The following is a 19,695-nucleotide window of genomic DNA, read 5'->3' as shown; positions in this document are numbered from 1 at the left end:
ACACGGCCCGCTCGACGTCGAGGAGTTCGAGGAACTGGCCGCCGCTCTCACGACCGCGACACCGACCGACGGGACCGCATCGACAAGCCCGTCGGCTACGCGGCCGTCGACATCCCCGTGTACCTGCTCATCGACCGCGACAACGACACCGTCGTCGTCCACAGCGAGCCCAAGGACGGCCGCTATCAGCAGACCGCCTCCCACCCCTGGGGAACTCCGGTCGAACTCCCCGACCCCCTCGCCTTCACCCTGGACACCGAAGAGCTCAAGGACTACGCCGACTGAGCTCGCCGCCGCGTTGTCAGCGCCGCGTGCGACCCTGGTCGGCATGAACCACTCCCAGCTGACCGCCCTGGGCCGTGCCCTTCGTCTGCTCGGTGAGCACGGGGAGGCCCTGTCGGCGACGACACCCGACGCCAAGCTGCACGAGGTGAAGGACGACCTGCGGCGCGCCCTGGACCTGCTGGAGGAGAGCGTCAGCGCGGCCGCGCCCACCACCCGGTGCGCCGAGCACCCGCAGGGCCCCGTGGACGAGAGCGCCCCTGACCTGTGCCTGCTCTGCGAGACGCGGCGGCGGGCGGCACGGCGGTCGGAGTTCGGGAGCGGGCCGCGGCCGGTGCGGGAGGAGGCCGCCGGGCCCGCCATGTCCCGGTACGGGGTGCGGGCCGACCGGCCGCAGCCCCAGCAGCGGTGGCTGCCGGAGGCGTGGAACGGGCGGGAGTGGGAGCTGTGCGGCACCCCCCGCCGCGACCGGCGCGAGGCCGAGCTGTACATCGCGGCCCAGCGGCGCGGATCCCGGCCGGCGATGGCCTACCGGCTGGTGCACGAGTTCACCGACTACGAGGTACTCCGGGTCTGGGGCACCCCCGTGCAGGTGGACATCGAGCCCCTCGGCAACCTCTAGCGGCCGGCCTCTCCTTACCCGAGCAGCATTCTCTGACTAGAGTCAGAGAATGGACGCTACAGATATCGAGCGGGTGCGGCGGTTCAACCGCACCGTCACCGAGCGCGTGGGCGTGCTCCACGACCGCTATCTGGGCCGCGACCGGCCGATCGGCGAGGCCCGCCTGCTCTGGGAGATCGGCGGGCAGGGCCAGGACGTACGGCAGCTGCGCGAGCGGCTCGGACTCGATTCCGGGTACGTCAGCCGGCTGCTGCGCTCCCTGGAGAGCGCGGGCCTGGTGACCGTGGAGCCGCAGCCCCGGGACCGCCGGGTCCGCACCGTGCGGCTCACGGAGAAGGGGCAGGCGGAGCGCGAGCTGCTCGACGAGAGCAGCGACGAGCTGGCCGCCTCCCTCCTCGAACCCCTCAACGCCGGCCAGCGCGCCCGGCTGGTCGCGGCCATGGCCGAGGTCGACCGGCTGCTGACCGCCGGGACGGTCGCCCTGGACGTCGTCGACCCCGACCACCCCGACGCCCGGCACTGCCTCCTCGCCTACTTCGCCGAGCTGCAGGAACGCTTCGACACCGGCTTCGATCCCGCGCGCAGCCTGCTGCCGGACGCGGGCGAGCTCCGCCCCCCGCGCGGCCTGTTCCTGGTCGCCCGGCTGCACGGCGAACCCATCGGCTGCGCCGGTGTGAAGCTGCCGGCCGGGGCCCCCGCCGAGATCAAGCGCATGTGGGTGGCCCCCCGGGCCCGCCGCCTCGGCCTCGCCCGCCGCTTCCTGACCGAGCTGGAGGCGCAGGCCGCCCGGCACGGCTACGACACCCTGCGCCTGGACACCAACAAGACCCTCAGCGGCGCGATCACCCTCTACCACTCCTTCGGCTTCCAGGAGGTCCCCGCCTTCAACGACGAGCCCTACGCCCACCACTGGTTCGAGAAGCGGATCAGCCGGGCGGCAACGACGGAGTGACCGGTCCTCACCCGCCCGTCGGCCAGCGCTCCGGGTCCCTCCCCAGCAGTCGCAGTGCCTCCTCCAGCGGACCGGCCCCCGCGGGCACCTCCCGCACGGGTGCGAAGGCGAAGCCCGGCCCCCGCCGCGCCGGATCGGCCGGGACCAGGCGGGCGACGGCGAGCGCCGCGTCGAGGGTGTCGCCCGGCAGTTCCACCGGCACGCCGAGGGTGGCGGCGACATCCCAGGCGTGCACCACGTAGTCGATGAAGTGGAAGCCGATCGCCATCCCGCCGGGAAAGCTCCCGCCCAGCTCCGGCAGCGCGAACTTCCGCCCGTCCGCGCCCGGTTCGGCGAACGCGTCGAGCACCTCCGCCGCGGCCTCCCGGTGCACCCGCGCCGGCTCGCCCATGTCCCCCGGTTCCCGCCAGCGCGTGGCGTCCTCCCCCGCGCCCCGCGCCGCGGCCGCGAAGCCACGGTGCTGGGCCGCCATGTGCGCCACGAGCCGGCGCAGGGTCCACCCCACGCACGGCGTGTCCCGCTCCCAGTCCGCGCCGCCCGCCAGATCCACCACCCGCACCGCCTCGCGCACCGCGATCCGGTCCAGCCCGACGATGTCCGCTCCTGTGACAGTCATGAACCGAGCCTAAGACTGTGCGAACGGTCGTGCTAGTTGTTTGAGGTGATCCGGCTCGGCTCAATGCGCGCTGCCCTCAGTGGACTTGAGGCACCCGGAGCGGATCGACCGCCGCCGTCCGCAGGCGGGCCGCGATCCCGATACGGGCCCGCCGGTACGCGGTCTCCTCACCGTGCAGCACCGCGACCCCGTTGGCCGTCTCCATCAACGCCACGAGTTCGAAGGCGAGCTGGGGCACATCGACGTCGGCGCGCAGCTCCCCCGCGTCCCGCGCCTCGGCGAGGGTCCGCTCCATGTACGCCGACCAGTCACGCTGGGCCCGGACCACGGCGTCGTGCACCGGTCCCGAGCGGGCGTCGAACTCGGCGATGACCTCGTAGAAGAAGCAGCCGCCGGGAAAGACCCGTCCCCGCGAGTATTCGAGCCATCCCTCGCACAGCCGCCACACCCGCGCGATGCCCGCGGGGTCCGCCGTCACCGGGCGGATCACCCGCTCGGTGAAGATGCGTCCCGCCTCCCGCACGGTGGCGAGCTGCAGCTCCTCCTTGGACCCGAAGAGCGCGAACACCCCGCTCTTGCTGAGCCCCAGCTCCGTCGCCAGCCGTCCGACGGACAGCGCCTCCAGCCCTTCCACGGACGCGATCCCGACGGTCCGGTCCAGTACCGCCCGCCGTGTTCTGTTCCCCCGTTCGACGCGCCCGTCCGGCCGGGGCGTTGATATGTCCTTGTCCGTCACGCGGCGAACAGTACCAACGCCCTCCGGACCCGGCCGGTCAGCCGAGCAGCGGCGACGGCGTGAACTCGTACCCCTCCCAGAGCTGCCGTGCCTTCTCCTCCGGGTACGCGGTCACGGCCGGGTGCGTGTCCAGGACCTGGGTGGCGCGGGCCTCGGGGTCGTACGCCGGCCAGCCCGGGTCGCCGGTGGCCGCGAAGGAGGTCCACGCGGTACGGAAGCGGCTGGACAGGGCCTCGGCCTCGGGGGTGACACCGGCGCCCGCCCAGAGGAGGTTGGCGAGGTCCGCCTCGAACGTGCCGAAGAGCAGCGGGATGTCCAGGCCGTGGCAGGCGCCCAGGATGCCGCCGTTGCCGGGGGCGCCCCAGGTCAGTTCGTAGAGGTGGGCCCGGCCGCCGCCCGCGGTCTGCGCCTCCGCCAGGCGCAGGGACGGCATGGCGAACAGCCAGTCGGTCTGTACCCGTTCGTACAGCTCGGTCGGCGACGCCTCGGGGAAGGCCGCGCGGTAGGCCCGCTCCCCCGCCTCGCCGCCCGGTGCGAACAGGCGCAGCGCGCCGGTCGCCTGCTCCTCCGTGATCTTGCCGTACATCGCGCCCATGACCAGGAAGAGGCGGTACTCGTCGCGGTTGTGGCCCACGAGGAGCTCCACGTCCCGGGCGGAGCCGGAGGCCAGCGCCTGCCAGGGGGCGGTGGGCAGGACGTCCCCGTCGACCACCGGGGAGAACGGGGTGACCGTGGGCGCGATCCGGCCCCAGCGGTCCAGGTGCTGGAGCATCTTGGCGCTGAGCGCCTGCCCGGCGTCCGGCAGCCGGCGCGGGTCGACCGTCGCCAGGTCGGCCGCCGTGGGGCGCAGGCCGGCCTCGGCCGCGAGGGCCCTGCCGATGTCCTCGGCCAGGTCCAGGGAGAAGAACGTGCCCGGGACGCTCTGGGCGATGGCCCGCCGGAACAGGCCCCGCGCCCTCTCCATCGCCAGCAGGGAGGCGACCGAGCCGCCGCCCGCGGACTCGCCGAACACCGTGACCTGGTCGGGGTCGCCGCCGAACGCCGTGACGTTCTCCCGCACCCACTCCAGCGCGGCGACCTGGTCCAGCAGGCCGCGGTTGGCGGGCGCCCCCTCGATCTGGGCGAAGCCCTCCATGCCGACGCGGTAGTTGAGGGTGACCACGACCACGTCGCCGTCGCGTGCGATGCGCTGGGCGTCGTAGCCGGGGCTGCCGGAGTGGCCCAGCTTGTACGCGCCGCCGTAGATCCACACCATCACCGGGCGGCGGGCCGCCGGGTCCGGGTCGGGTGTCCACACGTTGACCGTCAGCCAGTCGTCGCCCTCGGGGAGGTCCGGGTTCGCGCCCGTGGCCGTCATGCCCGGCTCCTGCGGGGGCGGCGGTCCGAAGGCGTACGCGTCCCGCGTGCCGTCCCATGAGCGTGCCGGGCGTGGGGCGGCGAACCGCAGCTCGCCCACCGGGGGCTCGGCGAACGGTATGCCCCGGAAGACCGCGAGGCCGTTCTCCCGCAGGCCGCGCACGGTGCCGGTGGCCGTCCTTACGACGGGGCCGTCGGAGGGGGTGGCCGACTGCGGGGCGTTGTTCGTCGTCATCGTCGCTCGCTTTCGCGTCGGGGGGTTCGCGTGGTGGTTCAGGTGCGGGTTGTCCGTGGCTGGTCGCGCAGTTCCTCCCCCAGCCTTCGGCCGGGGGTACCCCCAGCGCCCCTTTCGGGGCGCTTCAGCGGGGGCGTTCCGAAAAGTCGGGGCCGGTTACTCGTGGAACGGGTGGGGGTGGACGGAAGTGCCGGGCGGCCCTCACCCGATGGGGTGAAAGCCGCCCGGCGGTTCGCCAACTGCCCGGTTACGCCTCCGCGCCGACCGTCTCGACCTCGCGGTCGGCGTCCGTCGCGGCCGCCGCGGCCGTCTTCTGGCGCGGGATGAACGTGGCGACGAGGAAGGCGAGCAGCGCGGCTCCGGCGCCGATGGCCATGACGACCTTGAAGCCGTTCTCCGAGGCCAGCGCGTGGCCGCCGAAGTCCGTGGTCATCTGGGACAGGATGACGCCGGCGATGGCGCTGGCGAAGCTGGTGCCGAGGGAGCGCATCAGGGTGTTGAGGCTGTTGGCCGCGGCCGTCTCCGACGGGTCGACCGCGCCCATGATCAGGGCGGGCAGGGCGCCGTAGGTGAAGCCGACGCCGGCGCCGATGATGCAGGAGACCAGGATGAGGTGCCAGACCTCGGACATCAGGACGATGTTCAGGGCATAGCCGGCGCCGACGATCAGGGCGCCGATCATCAGGGTGACCTTGGGACCCTTGGCCTGGGTGAGCTTGGCGGAGGCGGCGGACATGGCCATCATCACCAGGCCCTGCGGGGCGAGCACCAGGCCGACGGTGAGCATGGACTTGCCGAGGCCGTAGCCGGTCTGCTCGGGCAGCTGGAGCAGCTGCGGCAGCACCAGGGACATCGCGAACATCGAGAAGCCGAGGGCGATCGAGGCGAGGTTGGTGAAGAGGACCTGCGGCTTGGCGGTCGTACGGAGGTCGACCAGCGGCTGCCGGGAGCGCAGCTCCCAGAAGCCCCAGGCGAGCAGGATCACGACGGCGGCGGTGCCCAGGCCGAGGGTGGTGCCGGAGGTCCAGCCCCAGGTGGCGCCCTTGGAGACGGCGAGCAGCAGCGTGACCAGACCGGCGGACAGACCGAGCGCTCCGGCGATGTCGAAGCGGCCGCCGGTGCGGACCTTGGACTCGGGCACGATGAGGAGGACCAGCGCGAAGGCGACGGCGCCCAGGGCGGCCGAGGTCCAGAACAGGATGTGCCAGTCCCACTTGTCGGCGATGAAGGCCGCGGAGGGCAGTCCGAGGGCGCCGCCGACCCCGAGCGAGGCGCTCATCAGGGCGGTGGAGCCGGCCAGCCGGTCGGCGGGCAGCGCGTCCCGCATGATGCTGATGCCGAGCGGGACGACGGCGGCCGCGAGGCCCTGGAGCGTGCGGCCGATGATCATCGGGACCAGGGAGTCGGCGAGGGCGCAGACGACCGAGCCGGCGACCAGCAGGACGATGCTGGTCAGGAGCATGCGCCGCTTGCCGATCATGTCGCCGAGGCGGCCGACGACCGGGGTGGCCACCGCGGCGGCCAGCAGGGTGGCGGTGACGGCCCAGGCGGTGTCCGAGGCCGAGGCGTGCAGCAGGGTGGGCAGCTCCGGGACGATCGGGATGACCAGGGTCTGCATCAGCGAGACGACGATCCCGGCCAGGGCCAGCACCGCCACCACGGCGTTCGGCCGCGGCGGGGCGGATGTTCCCGCCGCGGCGGGTCGGGTGAGGGCGTCGGACATGGGGGCTGGCCTCCATCGGACGGGCTCGATGAGCGGAGTCTTTGACTGCTTGACTTAAGCAACCTTAAGTCGATTGATTGAGTTAAGCAAGTTAATTCCAGAATAACTGCGCTGACCTGCGACAACACGGCTGCTCGGGAGCGGACGAGCGGCTACGACCCCTCAGCCGTGCTCGGCGACGAACGCCCGCGCCCGCTCCTCGTCGATCTCGTAGACCGTCTCGTGCGCCCGCGGATCCCGCGCGTGGAAGGTGTGGAACATCGGGCTCGCCGGGCCGTCCAGCTCCACCAGCGAGGCCGACGCCCCGCGCACCGCCCGCTCGCCCCCGGCCGCCACGGTCAGGTCGATCCGGTTGACGACCCCCGGCGTCACCCACACCGGCACCGACTCCAGCAGGCCGAAGAGCTGGAGGTGGTAGTGGCCGGTGAGGATCACCCGTACGTCACTCCCCCGGATCACCGCCGCGAGGTCGCCGGGGTCACGGAGCCCGAAGGCCCGCTGGGTCGCCGAGAGGTCGAGCGCGACGGGCGGATGGTGCAGGGCGAGGACCGTGCCCCGCTCGGCCGGGGCGCGCAGCACCTCGCGCAGCCACTCCAGCTGGGCCCGGCCCAGGCGGCCGTAGACCTTCCCCGGCACGAGCGAGTCCAGGGTGACGAGGCGCCGGCCGGCGACGGTGCTGACGGCGGCCCGCTCCGGCGCGTCGAAGGACGACTCCGCACGGTCGGTGCCGTCGGCCGCCAGGTGCCCGCTGCCCAGCACCTTCGCGAACGCCTCGCGCTCGTCGTGGTTGCCGGTGGTGCAGAGGACGGGGATGTTCCTGGCCCGCGCGTACGCGCCGATCAGGGTGCGCAGGGTCGTGTACGCCTCCACCGCGCCGTCGTCCGCGAGGTCACCGGTGACGACGACCGCGTCGAGGCCCCGCAGATGCCGGAGTTCGTCGAGCATCAGGCGCAGGGACGCGGTGGCGTTGACGCCGCGCCTGTTGGGGGCGTCGGTGCGGTCCAGGTGGGTGTCGGAGAGATGCAGGATCCTCATCTCCCGGAGACTAGACGCCGGACCCGGTGGCGGTCAGCGGGCCGGGCGCCACATCGTGGTCACGGTCCGGCCGCCCGGCGTGACGATCTCGCCCCGCGGGACGAAGCCCACGCTCTCGTAACGGCGGTCGTTGGCGGGGTTGGTGGACTCCAGGTACGCGTTCGCGCCGATGGCGTCGAGCCGGGCCAGCGTGTCGGACAGGAGCGCCATGCCGAGCCCCTTGCCCCGGTGGTCGGCGTGGGTGCCGAGGATGGTCAGATGGAAGAAGGGCTCCTCCGGATGCGCGGCCCCGAAGCCCGCCTCCGTCTCCTCGACGGCCCGCGCCACCTCCGCCCCGGCGACCTTCTCCATCACCGCGCCCCGCTCCCGCTCCTCCTCCTCGGTCAACTCGACACCCCCCGGCGGAATCCACACGGCCACCGCCTCCACGCCCGGCGTCACGAACGTCCACGGATACCGCAGCGCGCCCCGCGCGTACACCCGCCACAACTCCCCCATCTGCCGACCCCGCCGCCCCTCGTCCGGAAAGACCGGCCCCCACACCGGGTCCTGGAGAAAGGCACTGGTCAACGTGGACACGACGGCATCTAGATCGGCGGGGGTGGCCGGGCGGGAGGAGTGGCTCATGGGGACGACGGTAACGGTGACACCACCGGCCGCCTCCTTCAGGTTGACCCGGTATACAGCGGGAGTGCACATACCTATGGCGTCGGCGTTGTGATGAGCGTGGACGTACTCGACGCGCTCTCCCTGGCCGTGCTGGTCGTCACCCTCCTCATGACCGTGCACGTCCTCGGTCTGCGGTTCTTCTGGCGGCCGGGAAGGAGCCGGTTCCGCGCGTCCGACCTCGACTGGCGTTTCTCGCCGTCCTTCCTGACGGCCGCGGCCGTGGGCGGCCTCTGCGGTTTCGTGCTCGGCGGCCCCCCGCACGGCTGGTTCGACACCGTCGGCCTGGCCACGCGTGCGGTCGGCGCGGCCTGGCCGTTGGAGTCCTGGTACCGCCTCCACACCCCGGCCGACCCTCGGCACGCCCGGCTGACCCGCCGCCTGGGGCCGGCACAGACAGCCGCCTTCGCGGTGCTGACCACGGCGGGAGTCCTCTGACGGACCTGACGAACGGCGGACATGACGAACGGCCGGGACACTCCGCGTCCCGGCCGTTCATCGTGTCCGCGCAGGTGCTCAGCTCAGGGTCTTGAGCGCAGCCGCGTCGTACGCCGACAGCTCCTCCGTGCGGCCGGCGAGGACCTTGGACGCCCACTCGGGGTCCTGGAGGAGGGCGCGGCCGATGGCGACCATGTCGTACTCGTCGCGCTCCAGGCTGTCGAGGAGGTCGTCGATGCCCTTGACCGGGGAGCCCTCGCCCATGAAGCCCTTGATGAAGTCGCCGTCGAGGCCGACCGAGCCGACGGTGATGGTGGGCTTGCCGGTGAGCTTCTTGGTCCAGCCGGCCAGGTTGAGGTCGGAGCCCTCGAACTCGGGGAGCCAGTAGCGGCGGGTGGAGGCGTGGAAGGCGTCGACGCCGGCGGCGGCCAGCGGGGTCAGGATCGCCTCCAGCTCCTCCGGGGTCTCGGCGAGACGGGCGTCGTAGTTGTCGGACTTCCACTGCGAGTAGCGGAAGAGGACGGGGAAGTCGGCGGAGACGGAGTCCCGTACGGCCGCCACGATCTCGGCCGCGAACTTGGTCCGGGCGACCGGGTCGCCGCCGTACGCGTCGGTGCGGCGGTTGGTGCCCGCCCACAGGAACTGGTCCAGGAGGTAGCCGTGGGCGCCGTGCAGCTCGACGCCGTCGAAGCCGATGCGCTCGGCGTCGGCCGCGGCCTCGGCGAACGCGCGGATGACGTCGTCCAGGTCCTGCGAGGTCATCGCCCTGCCCTCGCCCTCGGTGCCGTCCAGGCGGATGCCGGAGGGGCCGACGGCGGGGGCGTCCGCGAACGGCGGCTGGCCCTGCTTGCGGACCATGCCGATGTGCCACAGCTGCGGGACGATCGTGCCGCCGGCCGCGTGCACGCCCTCGGCGACCTTCGCCCAGCCCGCCAGCTGCTCCTCGCCGTGGAACCGCGGGATGCGGCTGCTCTGCCCGGCCGAGTCGTGACCGACGTACGTCCCCTCGGTGACGATCAGACCGACACCGGCGGCGGCCCGGCGGGAGTAGTACGAGACCACGTCCTCACCGGGGACACCGCCGGGGCTGAACTGGCGGGTCATCGGCGCCATCACGATCCGGTTGGGGACCGTGAGCCCGTTCAGGGCGATGGGACGCGAGAGGATCTCGGCCGCGCGGGAGGCGGGGGGCGTGGTGACGGTCACGTGGGGGGCTCCTCGTGAGTAGGTCGTATACCTTGATCGTATACCAGTCGGTATGTGCACACGCATCGAGTGCACCTCCGTCCACAACGACCTGCCCGGACGCACGCATTCCCGGCACCCGCCCGGATGCCGTGTGACCCGGGACACGGGCCCGCGGCCGGTACCGCTAGCCGACGAGCAGATCCCGCTTCAGCGAGCGGAGTTCCTTCGCGTCGATGCCGAGGCCCTTGTCCAGGTAGGCGCCGAAGGTGCCGTACTTGTCGTGGACCTCCTGGAAGCCGGAGTTCAGGTACTCGGCACGGACGTCCAGGAGCGGCTTGTAGACCTTCGCCTGGGCCGGGGTCATCGCGGCGAGCGTGGCCGCGTTGGCCGCCGCGCGGTAGGCGTTGCTGGCGAGGTAGTCCGTCATCACCGTGGAGCGGGGCACGCCGAGCGCGGTGAGCAGGGCGGCGCCGGCCCAGCCGGTGCGGTCCTTGCCGGCGGTGCAGTGGTAGACGAGCCCGTGCCGGCCCTCGTCGGCCACGCCCGCGAGGACCGAGGTGTACGCGGCCTGCGCGGTGGCGCCGCTGACCATGTACTTCTCGCCGTCCACCATCATCTGGACGGCGGCTTCCTCGGTGGTCGGCAAGGTGGTGGTCATGGAGGACCCGGCCAGCACGTCGGCGACGTGGTATGTCACATACGACGGCACGACGTCCGGTGCCGAGGTCCGCTCCGACTCGGTCCGCAGGTCGTAGTCCGCACGGATGCCCAGCCGCCCGAGCTTGGCGACGTCGGCGGCGGTGAGCTTGTTCAGGGCGTCGGAGCGGTAGATCTCGCCCATCTTCACCCAGTGGCCGTCGGCGGTCCGATAGCCGCCCGCGTCACGGAAGTTGACGGTGCCGTCGAGCTTGACGAGCCGGTCGGCGAGGTGCAGCGAGCCGCCGCGCTCGGGCACGAGGTCGAACCACTGCCGGTCGGCGGCGGGCAGCCCCTTCACCGTGACGTCACCCGTGGCACCGCCGCGCGCGACCACGTGCCCGTCGGCGCGGACGGCGACCGAGCGCACCCCGGGCGCGGTCCAGACGACGTGGTACGAGCCGTCGTCGTTCGCCGTCACGGTCGCGGCCGTGAAGGGGATGCGGTGGGACGAGTGCGAGTGACCGGCGGCCGGGGCGGCGACGGCGGCCGGCGCGGTCAGGGCGAGGAGCACGGCGGCGAGCAGGGAGGGCTTCATGAGCGTCATGAGACGGATGCTGTGTGCACGTACCGTCCCAGACGTGAACGCCGGATGACTGACAGCATGTGCATGGATGGCAGTTTGTGCCACACCACTCCCCCGACCGGCGCGAACGCCCTCCGCCGGCCGGCGGAAACGCCCGAGGGCGGCACCCCCTGTCGTGAACAGGGGGTGCCGCCCTCGGAAAGGACGAGCCGATCCGTGGCGGATCAGAAGTCCATGTCACCGCCCGGCATGCCGCCCGGGGCGGCCGCGGCGGCCTTCTCCGGCTTGTCGGCGATGACGGCCTCGGTGGTGAGGAACAGCGCGGCGATGGAGGCGGCGTTCTGCAGGGCAGAGCGGGTCACCTTCGCCGGGTCGATGATGCCCTCGGCGATCATGTCGACGTACTCGCCGGTCGCGGCGTTCAGGCCGTGGCCGACCTGGAGGTTGCGGACCTTCTCGACGACGACGCCACCCTCGAGACCACCGTTGACGGCGATCTGCTTGAGCGGGGCCTCCAGGGCGAGCTTCACGGCGTTGGCGCCGGTCGCCTCGTCACCCTCGAGCTCCAGCTTCTCGAAGACCTGGGAGGCCTGGAGCAGGGCCACGCCACCACCGGCGACGATGCCCTCCTCGACGGCCGCCTTCGCGTTGCGCACGGCGTCCTCGATGCGGTGCTTGCGCTCCTTGAGCTCGACCTCGGTCGCGGCACCGGCCTTGATGACGGCGACGCCACCGGCGAGCTTGGCCAGGCGCTCCTGGAGCTTCTCGCGGTCGTAGTCCGAGTCGGACTGCTCGATCTCGGCGCGGATCTGGTTGACCCGGCCCTGCACCTGCTCGGAGGAGCCGGCGCCGTCGACGATGGTGGTCTCGTCCTTGGTGATGACCACCTTGCGGGCCTTGCCCAGCAGGTCGAGGGTCGTGTTCTCGAGCTTGAGACCGACCTCCTCGGAGATGACCTCGCCACCGGTGAGGATGGCGATGTCGTTCAGCATCGCCTTGCGGCGGTCGCCGAAGCCCGGGGCCTTGACGGCGACGGACTTGAAGGTGCCGCGGATCTTGTTGACGACCAGGGTCGACAGGGCCTCGCCCTCGACGTCCTCGGCGATGATCAGCAGCGGCTTGCCCGACTGCATGACCTTCTCCAGGAGCGGGAGCAGGTCCTTGACGGAGCCGATCTTCGAGTTGGCGATCAGGATGTACGGGTCGTCGAGGGACGCCTCCATACGCTCCATGTCGGTGGCGAAGTACGCCGAGATGTAGCCCTTGTCGAAGCGCATACCCTCGGTGAGCTCCAGCTCCAGACCGAAGGTCTGGGACTCCTCGACGGTGATGACGCCTTCCTTGCCGACCTTGTCCATGGCCTCGGCGATGAGCTCGCCGATCTGGGTGTCGGCGGCGGAGATGGAGGCCGTCGAAGCGATCTGCTCCTTGGTCTCGACATCCTTGGCCTGTTCGAGGAGGGCACCGGAGACGGCCTCGACGGCCTTCTCGATACCGCGCTTGAGGGCCATCGGGTTGGCGCCGGCGGCTACGTTGCGCAGGCCTTCCTTGACCAGGGCCTGGGCGAGCACGGTCGCGGTGGTCGTACCGTCACCGGCGACGTCGTCCGTCTTCTTGGCGACTTCCTTGACCAGCTCGGCGCCGATCTTCTCGTACGGGTCCTCGAGCTCGATCTCCTTGGCGATGGAGACACCATCGTTGGTGATCGTGGGGGCGCCCCACTTCTTCTCGAGGACGACGTTGCGGCCCTTGGGGCCGAGCGTCACCTTGACGGCGTCCGCGAGCTGGTTCATGCCGCGCTCGAGGCCGCGCCGCGCCTCCTCGTCGAACGCGATGATCTTGGCCATGTGAAGTGGTCCCTCCAGGACTGGGGGTGAGTCTTCAGGACCGCGCCCGCGCCCGCGACGGACGGCTCGCCGACCCGTGGGTTCCTTGCCCCACCCGGCCCGCGGGCCTCACCGACCCGGTCCTTCTTTGTCACTCTCACCTTCAGAGTGCTAACGCCAATGATTAGCACTCGGGGTAGGCGAGTGCAAGCGCCTCCCGGGGATCGGGCACACGCGGCCGGGCATGCCGAAGGGCCCGTGCCCCGGGAGGCACGAGCCCTTCGAAGATGTACAGAAGAACGTCGCTGTCAGTCGGCGCGTGCTTCAGCTGGTCGCCAGCCGGACCATGTCCGCCTGCGGCCCCTTCTGGCCCTGCGAGATCTCGAAATCGACTCGCTGACCCTCTTCCAGGGTGCGGTACCCGTCCATCTGGATCGCGCTGTAGTGGACGAAAACATCCGCACCACCGTCGACCGCGATGAAGCCGTACCCCTTCTCCGCGTTGAACCACTTGACGGTGCCCTGAGCCATGCCTAACTCCCCTATTACTGGCCCTTGCACAGATCCACACTTCGCGGATCCGGGTCAGACCTCACCCCCCAATGGTTGGGGGCGTGCGCCGGAACGCGTCGACCGCGGCCGAATGTATCTGTCCAACTGCCGTCTGCAACAGGTCAATCGGACGAGAATTCTGGACGGGAAGGGTCCGGAATGTAGCAAGAATTCGGCCGAATTCAGGGCAAGTCGGGCCCCAGATAAGCCGCAAAAGCCGCAAAGAACCCGCACACTTTGGCTACTTCTTGTCGGGCTCGCGGTATCGAATACGGGGCTCCCGACCTGGAGATCAGGACCGCGTTCCCCAACTGTACCGCGCTCAACCACACAGAATTGCCCCCTCCGCTTCTCTCACGGAGGGGGCAATCAGATGAACACTCGGTGATGGGTGTTACCGAAGGTAATGTTCGGTCATACGGCCATCAGGTCAGCAGGTCAGCCGGGTCGGCGCGGTCTGCGGGGTCGGTCAGCCGCCCGCGACGGCCGGGATGATGGAGACGCCGGCCCCGTCCGGGGTGGCGGTCTCCAGGCCCTGCTCGAAGCGCACGTCGTCGTCATTGACGTACACATTGACGAACCGGCGCAGCTTGCCCTGGTCGTCGAGAACGCGGGCGGAGATTCCCGTGTGGTTCTTCTCCAGGTCGGTGATGACCTCGCCGAGGGTGGCACCTTCGGCACTGACTTCGGCCTGGCCACCGGTGTAGGTGCGCAGGATGGTGGGGATGCGAACAGTGACGCTCACGGCTTTAAACCTCCGGTCAGGGCAGCGCCCTATTTCTCGGGGACTCAGGCGAGCCCGGCCTCGTGGAAAGACTCGAGATTCGGGCGAATGGTCGCGGTAAGACCCGTACCCGCCACCGCGTCGAGCGTCTTCAATCCATCACCGGTGTTGAGTACAACGACCGACTTCGAGGGATCGATGAGCCCATTCTCAATGAGCTTCTTGGTGACTCCAACCGTCACTCCGCCGGCGGTCTCCGCGAAGATCCCCTCGGTCCGCGCGAGCAGCTTGATCGCGTCGACGACCTGCTCGTCGGTGACGTCCTCCACCGCGCCACCCGTACGGCGGGCGATGTCGAGGACGTAGGGACCGTCGGCCGGGTTGCCGATGGCGAGGGACTTGGCGATGGTGTTCGGCTTCTGCGGCCGGACCACGTCGTGGCCGCCCTTGAAGGCCACCGACACCGGCGAGCAGCCCTCGGCCTGCGCACCGAAGATCTTGTACGGCTTGTCCTCGACCAGCCCGAGCTTGATCAGCTCCTGGAGCCCCTTGTCGACCTTGGTGAGCTGCGAACCGGAGGCGATCGGGATGACCAGCTGGTCCGGCAGCTGCCAGCCGAGCTGCTCGCAGATCTCGTACGCCAGGGTCTTCGACCCCTCCGCGTAGTACGGCCGCAGGTTGACGTTGACGAAGCCCCAGCCCTCGCCGGCCGGGTCGCCGATCAGCTCGGAGCAGAAACGGTTCACGTCGTCGTAGTTGCCCTCGATGCCGACGAGCTCGCCGCCGTAGATCGCGGCCATGACGACCTTGCCCTGCTCCAGGTCGTGCGGGATGAACACGCAGGAGCGGAAGCCGGCCCGGGCGGCGGCGGCGCCGACCGCGCCGGCCAGGTTGCCGGTGGAGGAGCAGGAGAGGGTGGTGTAGCCGAAGGCACGGGCGGCCTCGACGGCCTGGGCGACGACGCGGTCCTTGAAGGAGTGCGTCGGGTTGCCGGAGTCGTCCTTCACGTACAGGCCGCCGGTGACGCCCAGCTCCTTGGCCAGGTTGTCGGCCTGCACGAGCTTGGTCCAGCCGGGGTTGATGTTGGGCTTGGTCGCCACGTCGGCCGGGACCGGCAGCAGCGGGGCGTAACGCCAGATGTTCGCGGGTCCCGCCTCGATCTGCTTCCGCAGCTCCTCGGCGTCGTACGCCGAGTAGTCGTACGCGATCTCGAGCGGGCCGAAACACTCCTCGCAGGCGAACACCGGGCCGAGCGGCACCCGGTGACCGCACTCGCGGCAGGACAGCGCCGTGGCGGGGCCCAGGTCGACGGTCTTCGGGGAATCGGTTGCAACAGTCTGCGCAGCCATGTGAGGCGAGGCCCTTTCTCCTCATCTTCCTCACGACGCATCTCGCCGTGAGACGGATTTGGCACCTTCCCTAGCCGGGAGCCACGCCTTGGAAGACGAGTACCGACTGGAGGGTTGCCGGGGCTTCATCGGGCCGTATCCCTCTGCCCCTCTGGATGAGCTGTATTCGGTTGTCAACGCACGGTGACCGCAGGACATGCGATGGTCATCGGCGTTGTTCAAGACTGTAACCGAAGGCCAGGACAGTTGAGATAGTCGTCCGAACCGCGAGATGGATCACACCGCGCTGTGTGATCGTGACAGTGAGGAGCCGCTGACTGTGCTGGAAGAAGTCGAGCGCTGGCTGGCCACCCGCTCCTGGTCCCTGAACGACCGTCCCCTGCACCGGATACTCGCCGCCAAGCAGCGGACGGGTCAGTCGGTCTCCGTCGTGCTGCCCGCGCTCAACGAGGAGGAGACCGTCGGTGACATCGTCGCGGTCATCCGCCACGACCTGATGCAGCAGGCGCCGCTCGTCGACGAGATCGTCGTCGTCGACTCCGGCTCCACCGACCGCACGGCGGTGGTGGCCGCCGCGGCCGGCGCCCGGGTCGTCCACCGCGACACGATCCTCCCCCGCATCCCCGCCGTCCCCGGCAAGGGCGAGGTCCTCTGGCGCTCCCTGCTCGTGACCACGGGAGACATCGTCTGCTTCATCGACGCGGACCTGAGGGACTTCTCCTCCGACTTCGTCTCCGGGATCGTCGGCCCGCTGCTGACCGACCCCGGGGTGGACCTGGTCAAGGCGATGTACGACCGCCCGCTGGCCGGCGCGGCCGGGCAGGGCGGCCGGGTCACCGAGCTGATGGCCCGCCCGCTGCTGAACATGCACTGGCCGCAGCTGGCCGGGTTCGTGCAGCCGCTGGGCGGCGAGTACGCGGCCCGCCGCTCGCTCCTGGAACAGCTCCCTTTCCCGGTCGGCTACGGCGTGGAGCTGGGCATGCTGGTCGACGCCCTGCACCTGGTCGGCCTGGACGCCCTCGCCCAGGTGGACGTGGGGGTCCGCAAACACCGCCACCAGGACGGCCAGGCCCTCGGCCGGATGTCCGCCGCGATCTACCGCACCGCCCAGCTGCGGCTGGCCCGCGGCCACCTGATCCGCCCGTCCCTGACCCAGTTCGAACGGAGCGAGGACGGCTTCGAGCCGCGCACGTACTCCGTGGACACGGAGGAACGGCCGCCGATGGCGGAGATCGCGGAGTACGCCGAACGCAAAGTGGCGTGACTTCGACGGGTTCGACGCGCGTTCCGTATACGGCCGCTGGTCGGGCGTAGCCGTACGTTTGAGCGTTTACGGGCCGGGCTAGGTTGAGGCGTATGGCTTCCACCGGCGGTGCTGAGGTGCTGGTCGCGTCCAACCGCGGCCCGGTTTCGTACGAGGTGCGCGAAGGCGGTGCGCTGCACGCCAAGCGGGGCGGCGGCGGGCTGGTCTCCGGCCTGTCGGCGATCGGCCCGGACGCGAACGCCGTGTGGGTGTGCGCGGCGCTGAGCGACGGTGACCGCGAGGCGGTGCGGCGGGCCGACGGCGGCCGGCTGCCGGTGGCGGACACCGGGGGCCAGCGGGTCCGGATGCTCGACATCGACGCGGAGGTGTTCTCCGACGCGTACAACGGCATCGCCAACTCGGTGCTGTGGTTCGTCCACCACATGCTCTACCAGACCCCGCTGGAGCCGGTCTTCGACGCGGAGTTCCGGCGCCAGTGGGCGTCGTACCAGGCCTACAACCGGGCGTTCGCCGAGGCGCTGGCCCAGGAGGCGGGCGAGGGCGCCGCGGTCGTCATCCAGGACTACCACCTGGCGCTGGCCCCGCGGATGCTGCGCCGCCTGCGCCCCGACCTCCGAATCGGCCATTTCTCCCACACCCCCTGGGCGCCGCCGGACTACTTCCGGCTCCTCCCCGACGACATCGCCGCCGAGCTGCTGAGCGGGATCCTCGGCGCCGACCACGCGGCGTTCCTCACCCGTCGGTGGGCGGACGCGTTCGTCGACTGCTGCCACGCCGTACTGGGCCCCGGGATCCCCTCCTCCGGAGACACCCGGATCGGGGTGCACGGGCTCGGCGCCGACGCGGACTTCCTGCGGAAGCGGTCGCACGAGCCGGACGTCGAGGAGCGGATGGCCGCCCTGCGGGAGGAGATCGGCGACGGCCGCAGGACCATCGTCCGGGTCGACCGTACGGAGCTCTCGAAGAACATCGTGCGCGGACTGCTGGCCTACCGGCAGCTGCTCGACGACCACCCCGAGTGGCGGGAGCGGGTGGTGCATGTCGCGTTCGCGTATCCGTCCCGGCAGGACCTCGCCGTCTACCGCGACTACACGGCCGAGGTCCAGCGGGTCGCCGACGACATCAACTCGGCCTACGGGACGGCGGGCTGGACGCCGGTCGTGCTCCATGTGAAGGACGACTTCGCCCGCTCCCTGGCGGCGTACCGGCTGGCCGACGTCGCCCTGGTGAACCCGATCCGCGACGGCATGAACCTCGTCGCGAAAGAGATCCCCGTGGTGTCGGACGAGGGGTGCGTGCTGGTGCTCTCGCGGGAGGCGGGGGCGTACGAGGAGCTGGGCGAGGACGCGGTGGTCGTGAACCCGTACGACATCGGGGGGACGGCCGCCGCGTTGGCGCTGGCGCTGGGCATGCCGGTGGAGGAGCGGGCGGAGACGTGCAAGCGGCTCGCTGCGGCGGCTACGGCGCTGCCGCCTGCGGCTTGGTTTCTTGAGCAGTTGGAGGCGTTGGGCGGGTGAGTTCGTAGTTCGTCGGCTGCGGGGCGGTGGGGGCTGGTCGCGCCCACGCGGCGGAGCCGCACATCGATACAGCCCCGCGCCCCTTACGGGGCTTACGGGGCGCTGTATGCGACCGTCTGGCCCAGTAGCCGTACGACTCCCTCCGGGCCGTCCACGACCACGTCCGCCCGGTCCGCCAGCTGGGTGACTTCCTCGCTGCCGCTGCACACCAGGACGCCGGGGACGCCTTCCTCCCGCAGCTTCTCGACGGCGGCGAAGGCGGGGATGTCGCCGAGGTCGTCGCCGGCGTAGAGGACCGATTCGGCGCCGATCTCCCTCGCGTAGTCGCGCAGGGCCACGCCCTTGTCCATGCCCGGGGGGCGGAGTTCCAGGACCAGGCGGCCCGGTTCGACGATCAGGGCGTGACGGGTGGCCAGGTCGGTCAGGGGGGCACGGAGGGAGTCGAAGGTGGCCTGCGGGTCGTCGGCCCGGCGGGTGTGGACCGCGACGGCGAAGCCCTTCTCCTCGATCCAGGTACCGTGCGCGGCGCCCACCCGGTCCAGGAGGGCGGGGAGTTCGGCGCGGGCGGCGGCGATGCCCGGGTGGGGCGGCGGCGCGGTGATCTCGCCGGTGGCCGCTTCCCAGCGTTCGGCGCCGTAGTGGCCGAGGACGACGAGGTGTTCCAGCCCGGGCACGCCCGCGAAGCCGCCGTAGCGGACCGCCACCTCGGCCGGCCGGCCGGTGATCACGGCGACCGCGGCCACCTTCGGCGCGAGCGCGGCCAGCACCGGCACCGCGTCCGGGTGGGCCCGCGCCTGCTCGGGATCGGCGACGATCGGCGCGAGCGTGCCATCGAAGTCAAGACCGATCAGCGCGGTGTGCGGCTGCGCGACAAGCGCCGCGAGACCGTCGCGACCGGCCTGGGTGCGAGGCGTCGGAAGGGGTTCCGTGATGTGGGTTCCCATGCAGCCGACAGTATCCGAGCAGCGCCCCGTCAGGGGCGCGGGGAACTGCGCGCTCAACCCCCACCGGCCCGCAGACCGAGGCGGCCGACGGGGGGGGGTCGAGGGGGGCGAAGGGGGGGCGAAGGGGGCGCAGCCCCTCAGCGCACCGCCCCCTCAGCGCACCGCCCCCTCAGCGCACCGCCACCTCAGCGCACCGCCACCCTCACCGCTCCCCCCGCCGAGCCTCCCGCACCCTCCGCAGCCGGTTCACCGTCACCGGGTCGTGGGCCAGCGCCCGCTCGTCGTCGAGGAGGGCGTTGAGGAGCTGGTAGTAGCGGACGGGAGCCAGGTCGAGTTCCTCGCGTATCGCCCGCTCCTTCGCGCCGGTGCCGGCGAAGCCCCGCCGTTCCAGGGCGAGGATCGCCTGCTCGCGCGCGTCCAGTTCTTGCCGGTCCATGCCGAGAACGGT

General features: G+C 71.2%; 20 protein-coding genes and 1 riboswitch. Of the genes, 6 read left to right on the top strand and 14 right to left on the bottom strand.

All coding sequences use genetic code 11. The features are described 5' to 3' along the window. Positions 1-117: 117 nt before the first annotated feature. The 3 genes from ACIPSJ_RS28675 to ACIPSJ_RS28665 are packed head-to-tail and all read left to right on the top strand — an operon-like array spanning position 118 to position 1,856. The gene (locus ACIPSJ_RS28675) at positions 118-285 is read left to right on the top strand and encodes a hypothetical protein (RefSeq protein WP_401350394.1); all 168 of its coding nucleotides are present in this window, start codon (positions 118-120) and stop codon (positions 283-285) included. Positions 286-328: 43 nt separating this feature from the next. Beyond that, on the top strand, positions 329-904 hold the full coding sequence (locus ACIPSJ_RS28670; protein ID WP_355709046.1) for a hypothetical protein: 576 nt from the start codon (positions 329-331) through the stop codon (positions 902-904). A 49-nt stretch (positions 905-953) separates the two neighbouring features. After that, a complete protein-coding gene (locus ACIPSJ_RS28665; RefSeq protein WP_401350391.1) occupies positions 954-1,856 on the top strand; it encodes a GNAT family N-acetyltransferase in 903 nt (300 codons plus the stop codon). A 7-nt stretch (positions 1,857-1,863) separates the two neighbouring features. Here ACIPSJ_RS28665 and ACIPSJ_RS28660 read toward each other — a convergent pair whose 3' ends face one another. The 6 genes from ACIPSJ_RS28660 to ACIPSJ_RS28635 form a co-directional block, all read right to left on the bottom strand. After that, positions 1,864-2,472 (bottom strand): TIGR03086 family metal-binding protein, encoded by a 609-nt coding sequence (locus tag ACIPSJ_RS28660; protein WP_401350389.1) that lies wholly within the window; start codon positions 2,470-2,472, stop codon positions 1,864-1,866. A 76-nt stretch (positions 2,473-2,548) separates the two neighbouring features. Next, positions 2,549-3,193: a TetR/AcrR family transcriptional regulator gene (locus ACIPSJ_RS28655; RefSeq protein ID WP_359207959.1), complete on the bottom strand. Its 645-nt coding sequence runs from the start codon at positions 3,191-3,193 to the stop codon at positions 2,549-2,551. 52 nt (positions 3,194-3,245) lie between these two features. Next, entirely contained in the window at positions 3,246-4,799 is a 1,554-nt protein-coding gene (locus ACIPSJ_RS28650; RefSeq protein WP_359207457.1) for a carboxylesterase family protein, read from the bottom strand. 247 nt (positions 4,800-5,046) lie between these two features. Then, complete coding sequence (locus ACIPSJ_RS28645) at positions 5,047-6,522, bottom strand: MFS transporter (RefSeq protein ID WP_401350386.1); 1,476 nt, start codon at positions 6,520-6,522, stop codon at positions 5,047-5,049. Between the two features lie 162 nt (positions 6,523-6,684). After that, positions 6,685-7,557, bottom strand: coding sequence for a metallophosphoesterase family protein (locus ACIPSJ_RS28640; protein WP_401350383.1), 873 nt, complete (start codon positions 7,555-7,557; stop codon positions 6,685-6,687). Positions 7,558-7,590: 33 nt separating this feature from the next. Further along, positions 7,591-8,184: a GNAT family N-acetyltransferase gene (locus ACIPSJ_RS28635; RefSeq protein ID WP_401350380.1), complete on the bottom strand. Its 594-nt coding sequence runs from the start codon at positions 8,182-8,184 to the stop codon at positions 7,591-7,593. A 93-nt stretch (positions 8,185-8,277) separates the two neighbouring features. Here ACIPSJ_RS28635 and ACIPSJ_RS28630 point away from each other — a divergent pair, with 93 nt between their 5' ends. Next, a complete protein-coding gene (locus ACIPSJ_RS28630) occupies positions 8,278-8,661 on the top strand; it encodes a hypothetical protein (RefSeq protein WP_401350377.1) in 384 nt (127 codons plus the stop codon). A 78-nt stretch (positions 8,662-8,739) separates the two neighbouring features. Here the strand turns inward: ACIPSJ_RS28630 and ACIPSJ_RS28625 are convergent, their stop codons facing one another. The 6 genes from ACIPSJ_RS28625 to thrC form a co-directional block, all read right to left on the bottom strand. Beyond that, positions 8,740-9,867, bottom strand: coding sequence for an NADH:flavin oxidoreductase (locus ACIPSJ_RS28625; protein WP_359207471.1), 1,128 nt, complete (start codon positions 9,865-9,867; stop codon positions 8,740-8,742). A 166-nt stretch (positions 9,868-10,033) separates the two neighbouring features. Next, entirely contained in the window at positions 10,034-11,092 is a 1,059-nt protein-coding gene (locus ACIPSJ_RS28620; protein ID WP_401350374.1) for a tyrosine-protein phosphatase, read from the bottom strand. Positions 11,093-11,295: 203 nt separating this feature from the next. Beyond that, complete coding sequence (gene groL, locus ACIPSJ_RS28615) at positions 11,296-12,918, bottom strand: chaperonin GroEL (RefSeq protein WP_355709060.1); 1,623 nt, start codon at positions 12,916-12,918, stop codon at positions 11,296-11,298. 303 nt (positions 12,919-13,221) lie between these two features. Then, entirely contained in the window at positions 13,222-13,428 is a 207-nt protein-coding gene (locus ACIPSJ_RS28610; RefSeq protein WP_019057200.1) for a cold-shock protein, read from the bottom strand. Between the two features lie 490 nt (positions 13,429-13,918). Continuing rightward, positions 13,919-14,194 carry a MoaD/ThiS family protein gene (locus ACIPSJ_RS28605; protein WP_359207480.1) on the bottom strand — a complete coding sequence of 92 codons (276 nt, stop codon included), beginning with the start codon at positions 14,192-14,194 and terminating at the stop codon, positions 13,919-13,921. Between the two features lie 44 nt (positions 14,195-14,238). Further along, on the bottom strand, positions 14,239-15,522 hold the full coding sequence (gene thrC / locus ACIPSJ_RS28600; RefSeq protein ID WP_355709063.1) for a threonine synthase: 1,284 nt from the start codon (positions 15,520-15,522) through the stop codon (positions 14,239-14,241). A gap of 18 nt (positions 15,523-15,540) precedes the next feature. Beyond that, a riboswitch (SAM riboswitch) is annotated at positions 15,541-15,684 on the bottom strand. A 157-nt stretch (positions 15,685-15,841) separates the two neighbouring features. On the opposite strand from thrC, the gene ACIPSJ_RS28595 reads away from it, so the two are divergent. After that, positions 15,842-16,786 carry a glucosyl-3-phosphoglycerate synthase gene (locus ACIPSJ_RS28595; RefSeq protein ID WP_355709065.1) on the top strand — a complete coding sequence of 315 codons (945 nt, stop codon included), beginning with the start codon at positions 15,842-15,844 and terminating at the stop codon, positions 16,784-16,786. A gap of 92 nt (positions 16,787-16,878) precedes the next feature. Then, positions 16,879-18,303: a trehalose-6-phosphate synthase gene (locus tag ACIPSJ_RS28590; protein ID WP_359207485.1), complete on the top strand. Its 1,425-nt coding sequence runs from the start codon at positions 16,879-16,881 to the stop codon at positions 18,301-18,303. Between the two features lie 92 nt (positions 18,304-18,395). Here the strand turns inward: ACIPSJ_RS28590 and otsB are convergent, their stop codons facing one another. Next, positions 18,396-19,247, bottom strand: a complete 852-nt coding sequence (gene otsB, locus ACIPSJ_RS28585) for a trehalose-phosphatase (protein WP_401350371.1) — start codon at positions 19,245-19,247, stop codon at positions 18,396-18,398. Between the two features lie 202 nt (positions 19,248-19,449). Continuing rightward, entirely contained in the window at positions 19,450-19,683 is a 234-nt protein-coding gene (locus tag ACIPSJ_RS28580; RefSeq protein WP_359207491.1) for a DUF3263 domain-containing protein, read from the bottom strand. Positions 19,684-19,695: the final 12 nt, after the last annotated feature.

The sequence above is a fragment of the Streptomyces sp. NPDC090088 genome, from assembly GCF_044747345.1.
In the GTDB taxonomy this organism is placed as follows: domain Bacteria; phylum Actinomycetota; class Actinomycetes; order Streptomycetales; family Streptomycetaceae; genus Streptomyces.
The sequence above is the reverse complement of the archived record's forward strand: the minus strand, read 5'-3'. Positions and strand labels throughout refer to the sequence as shown.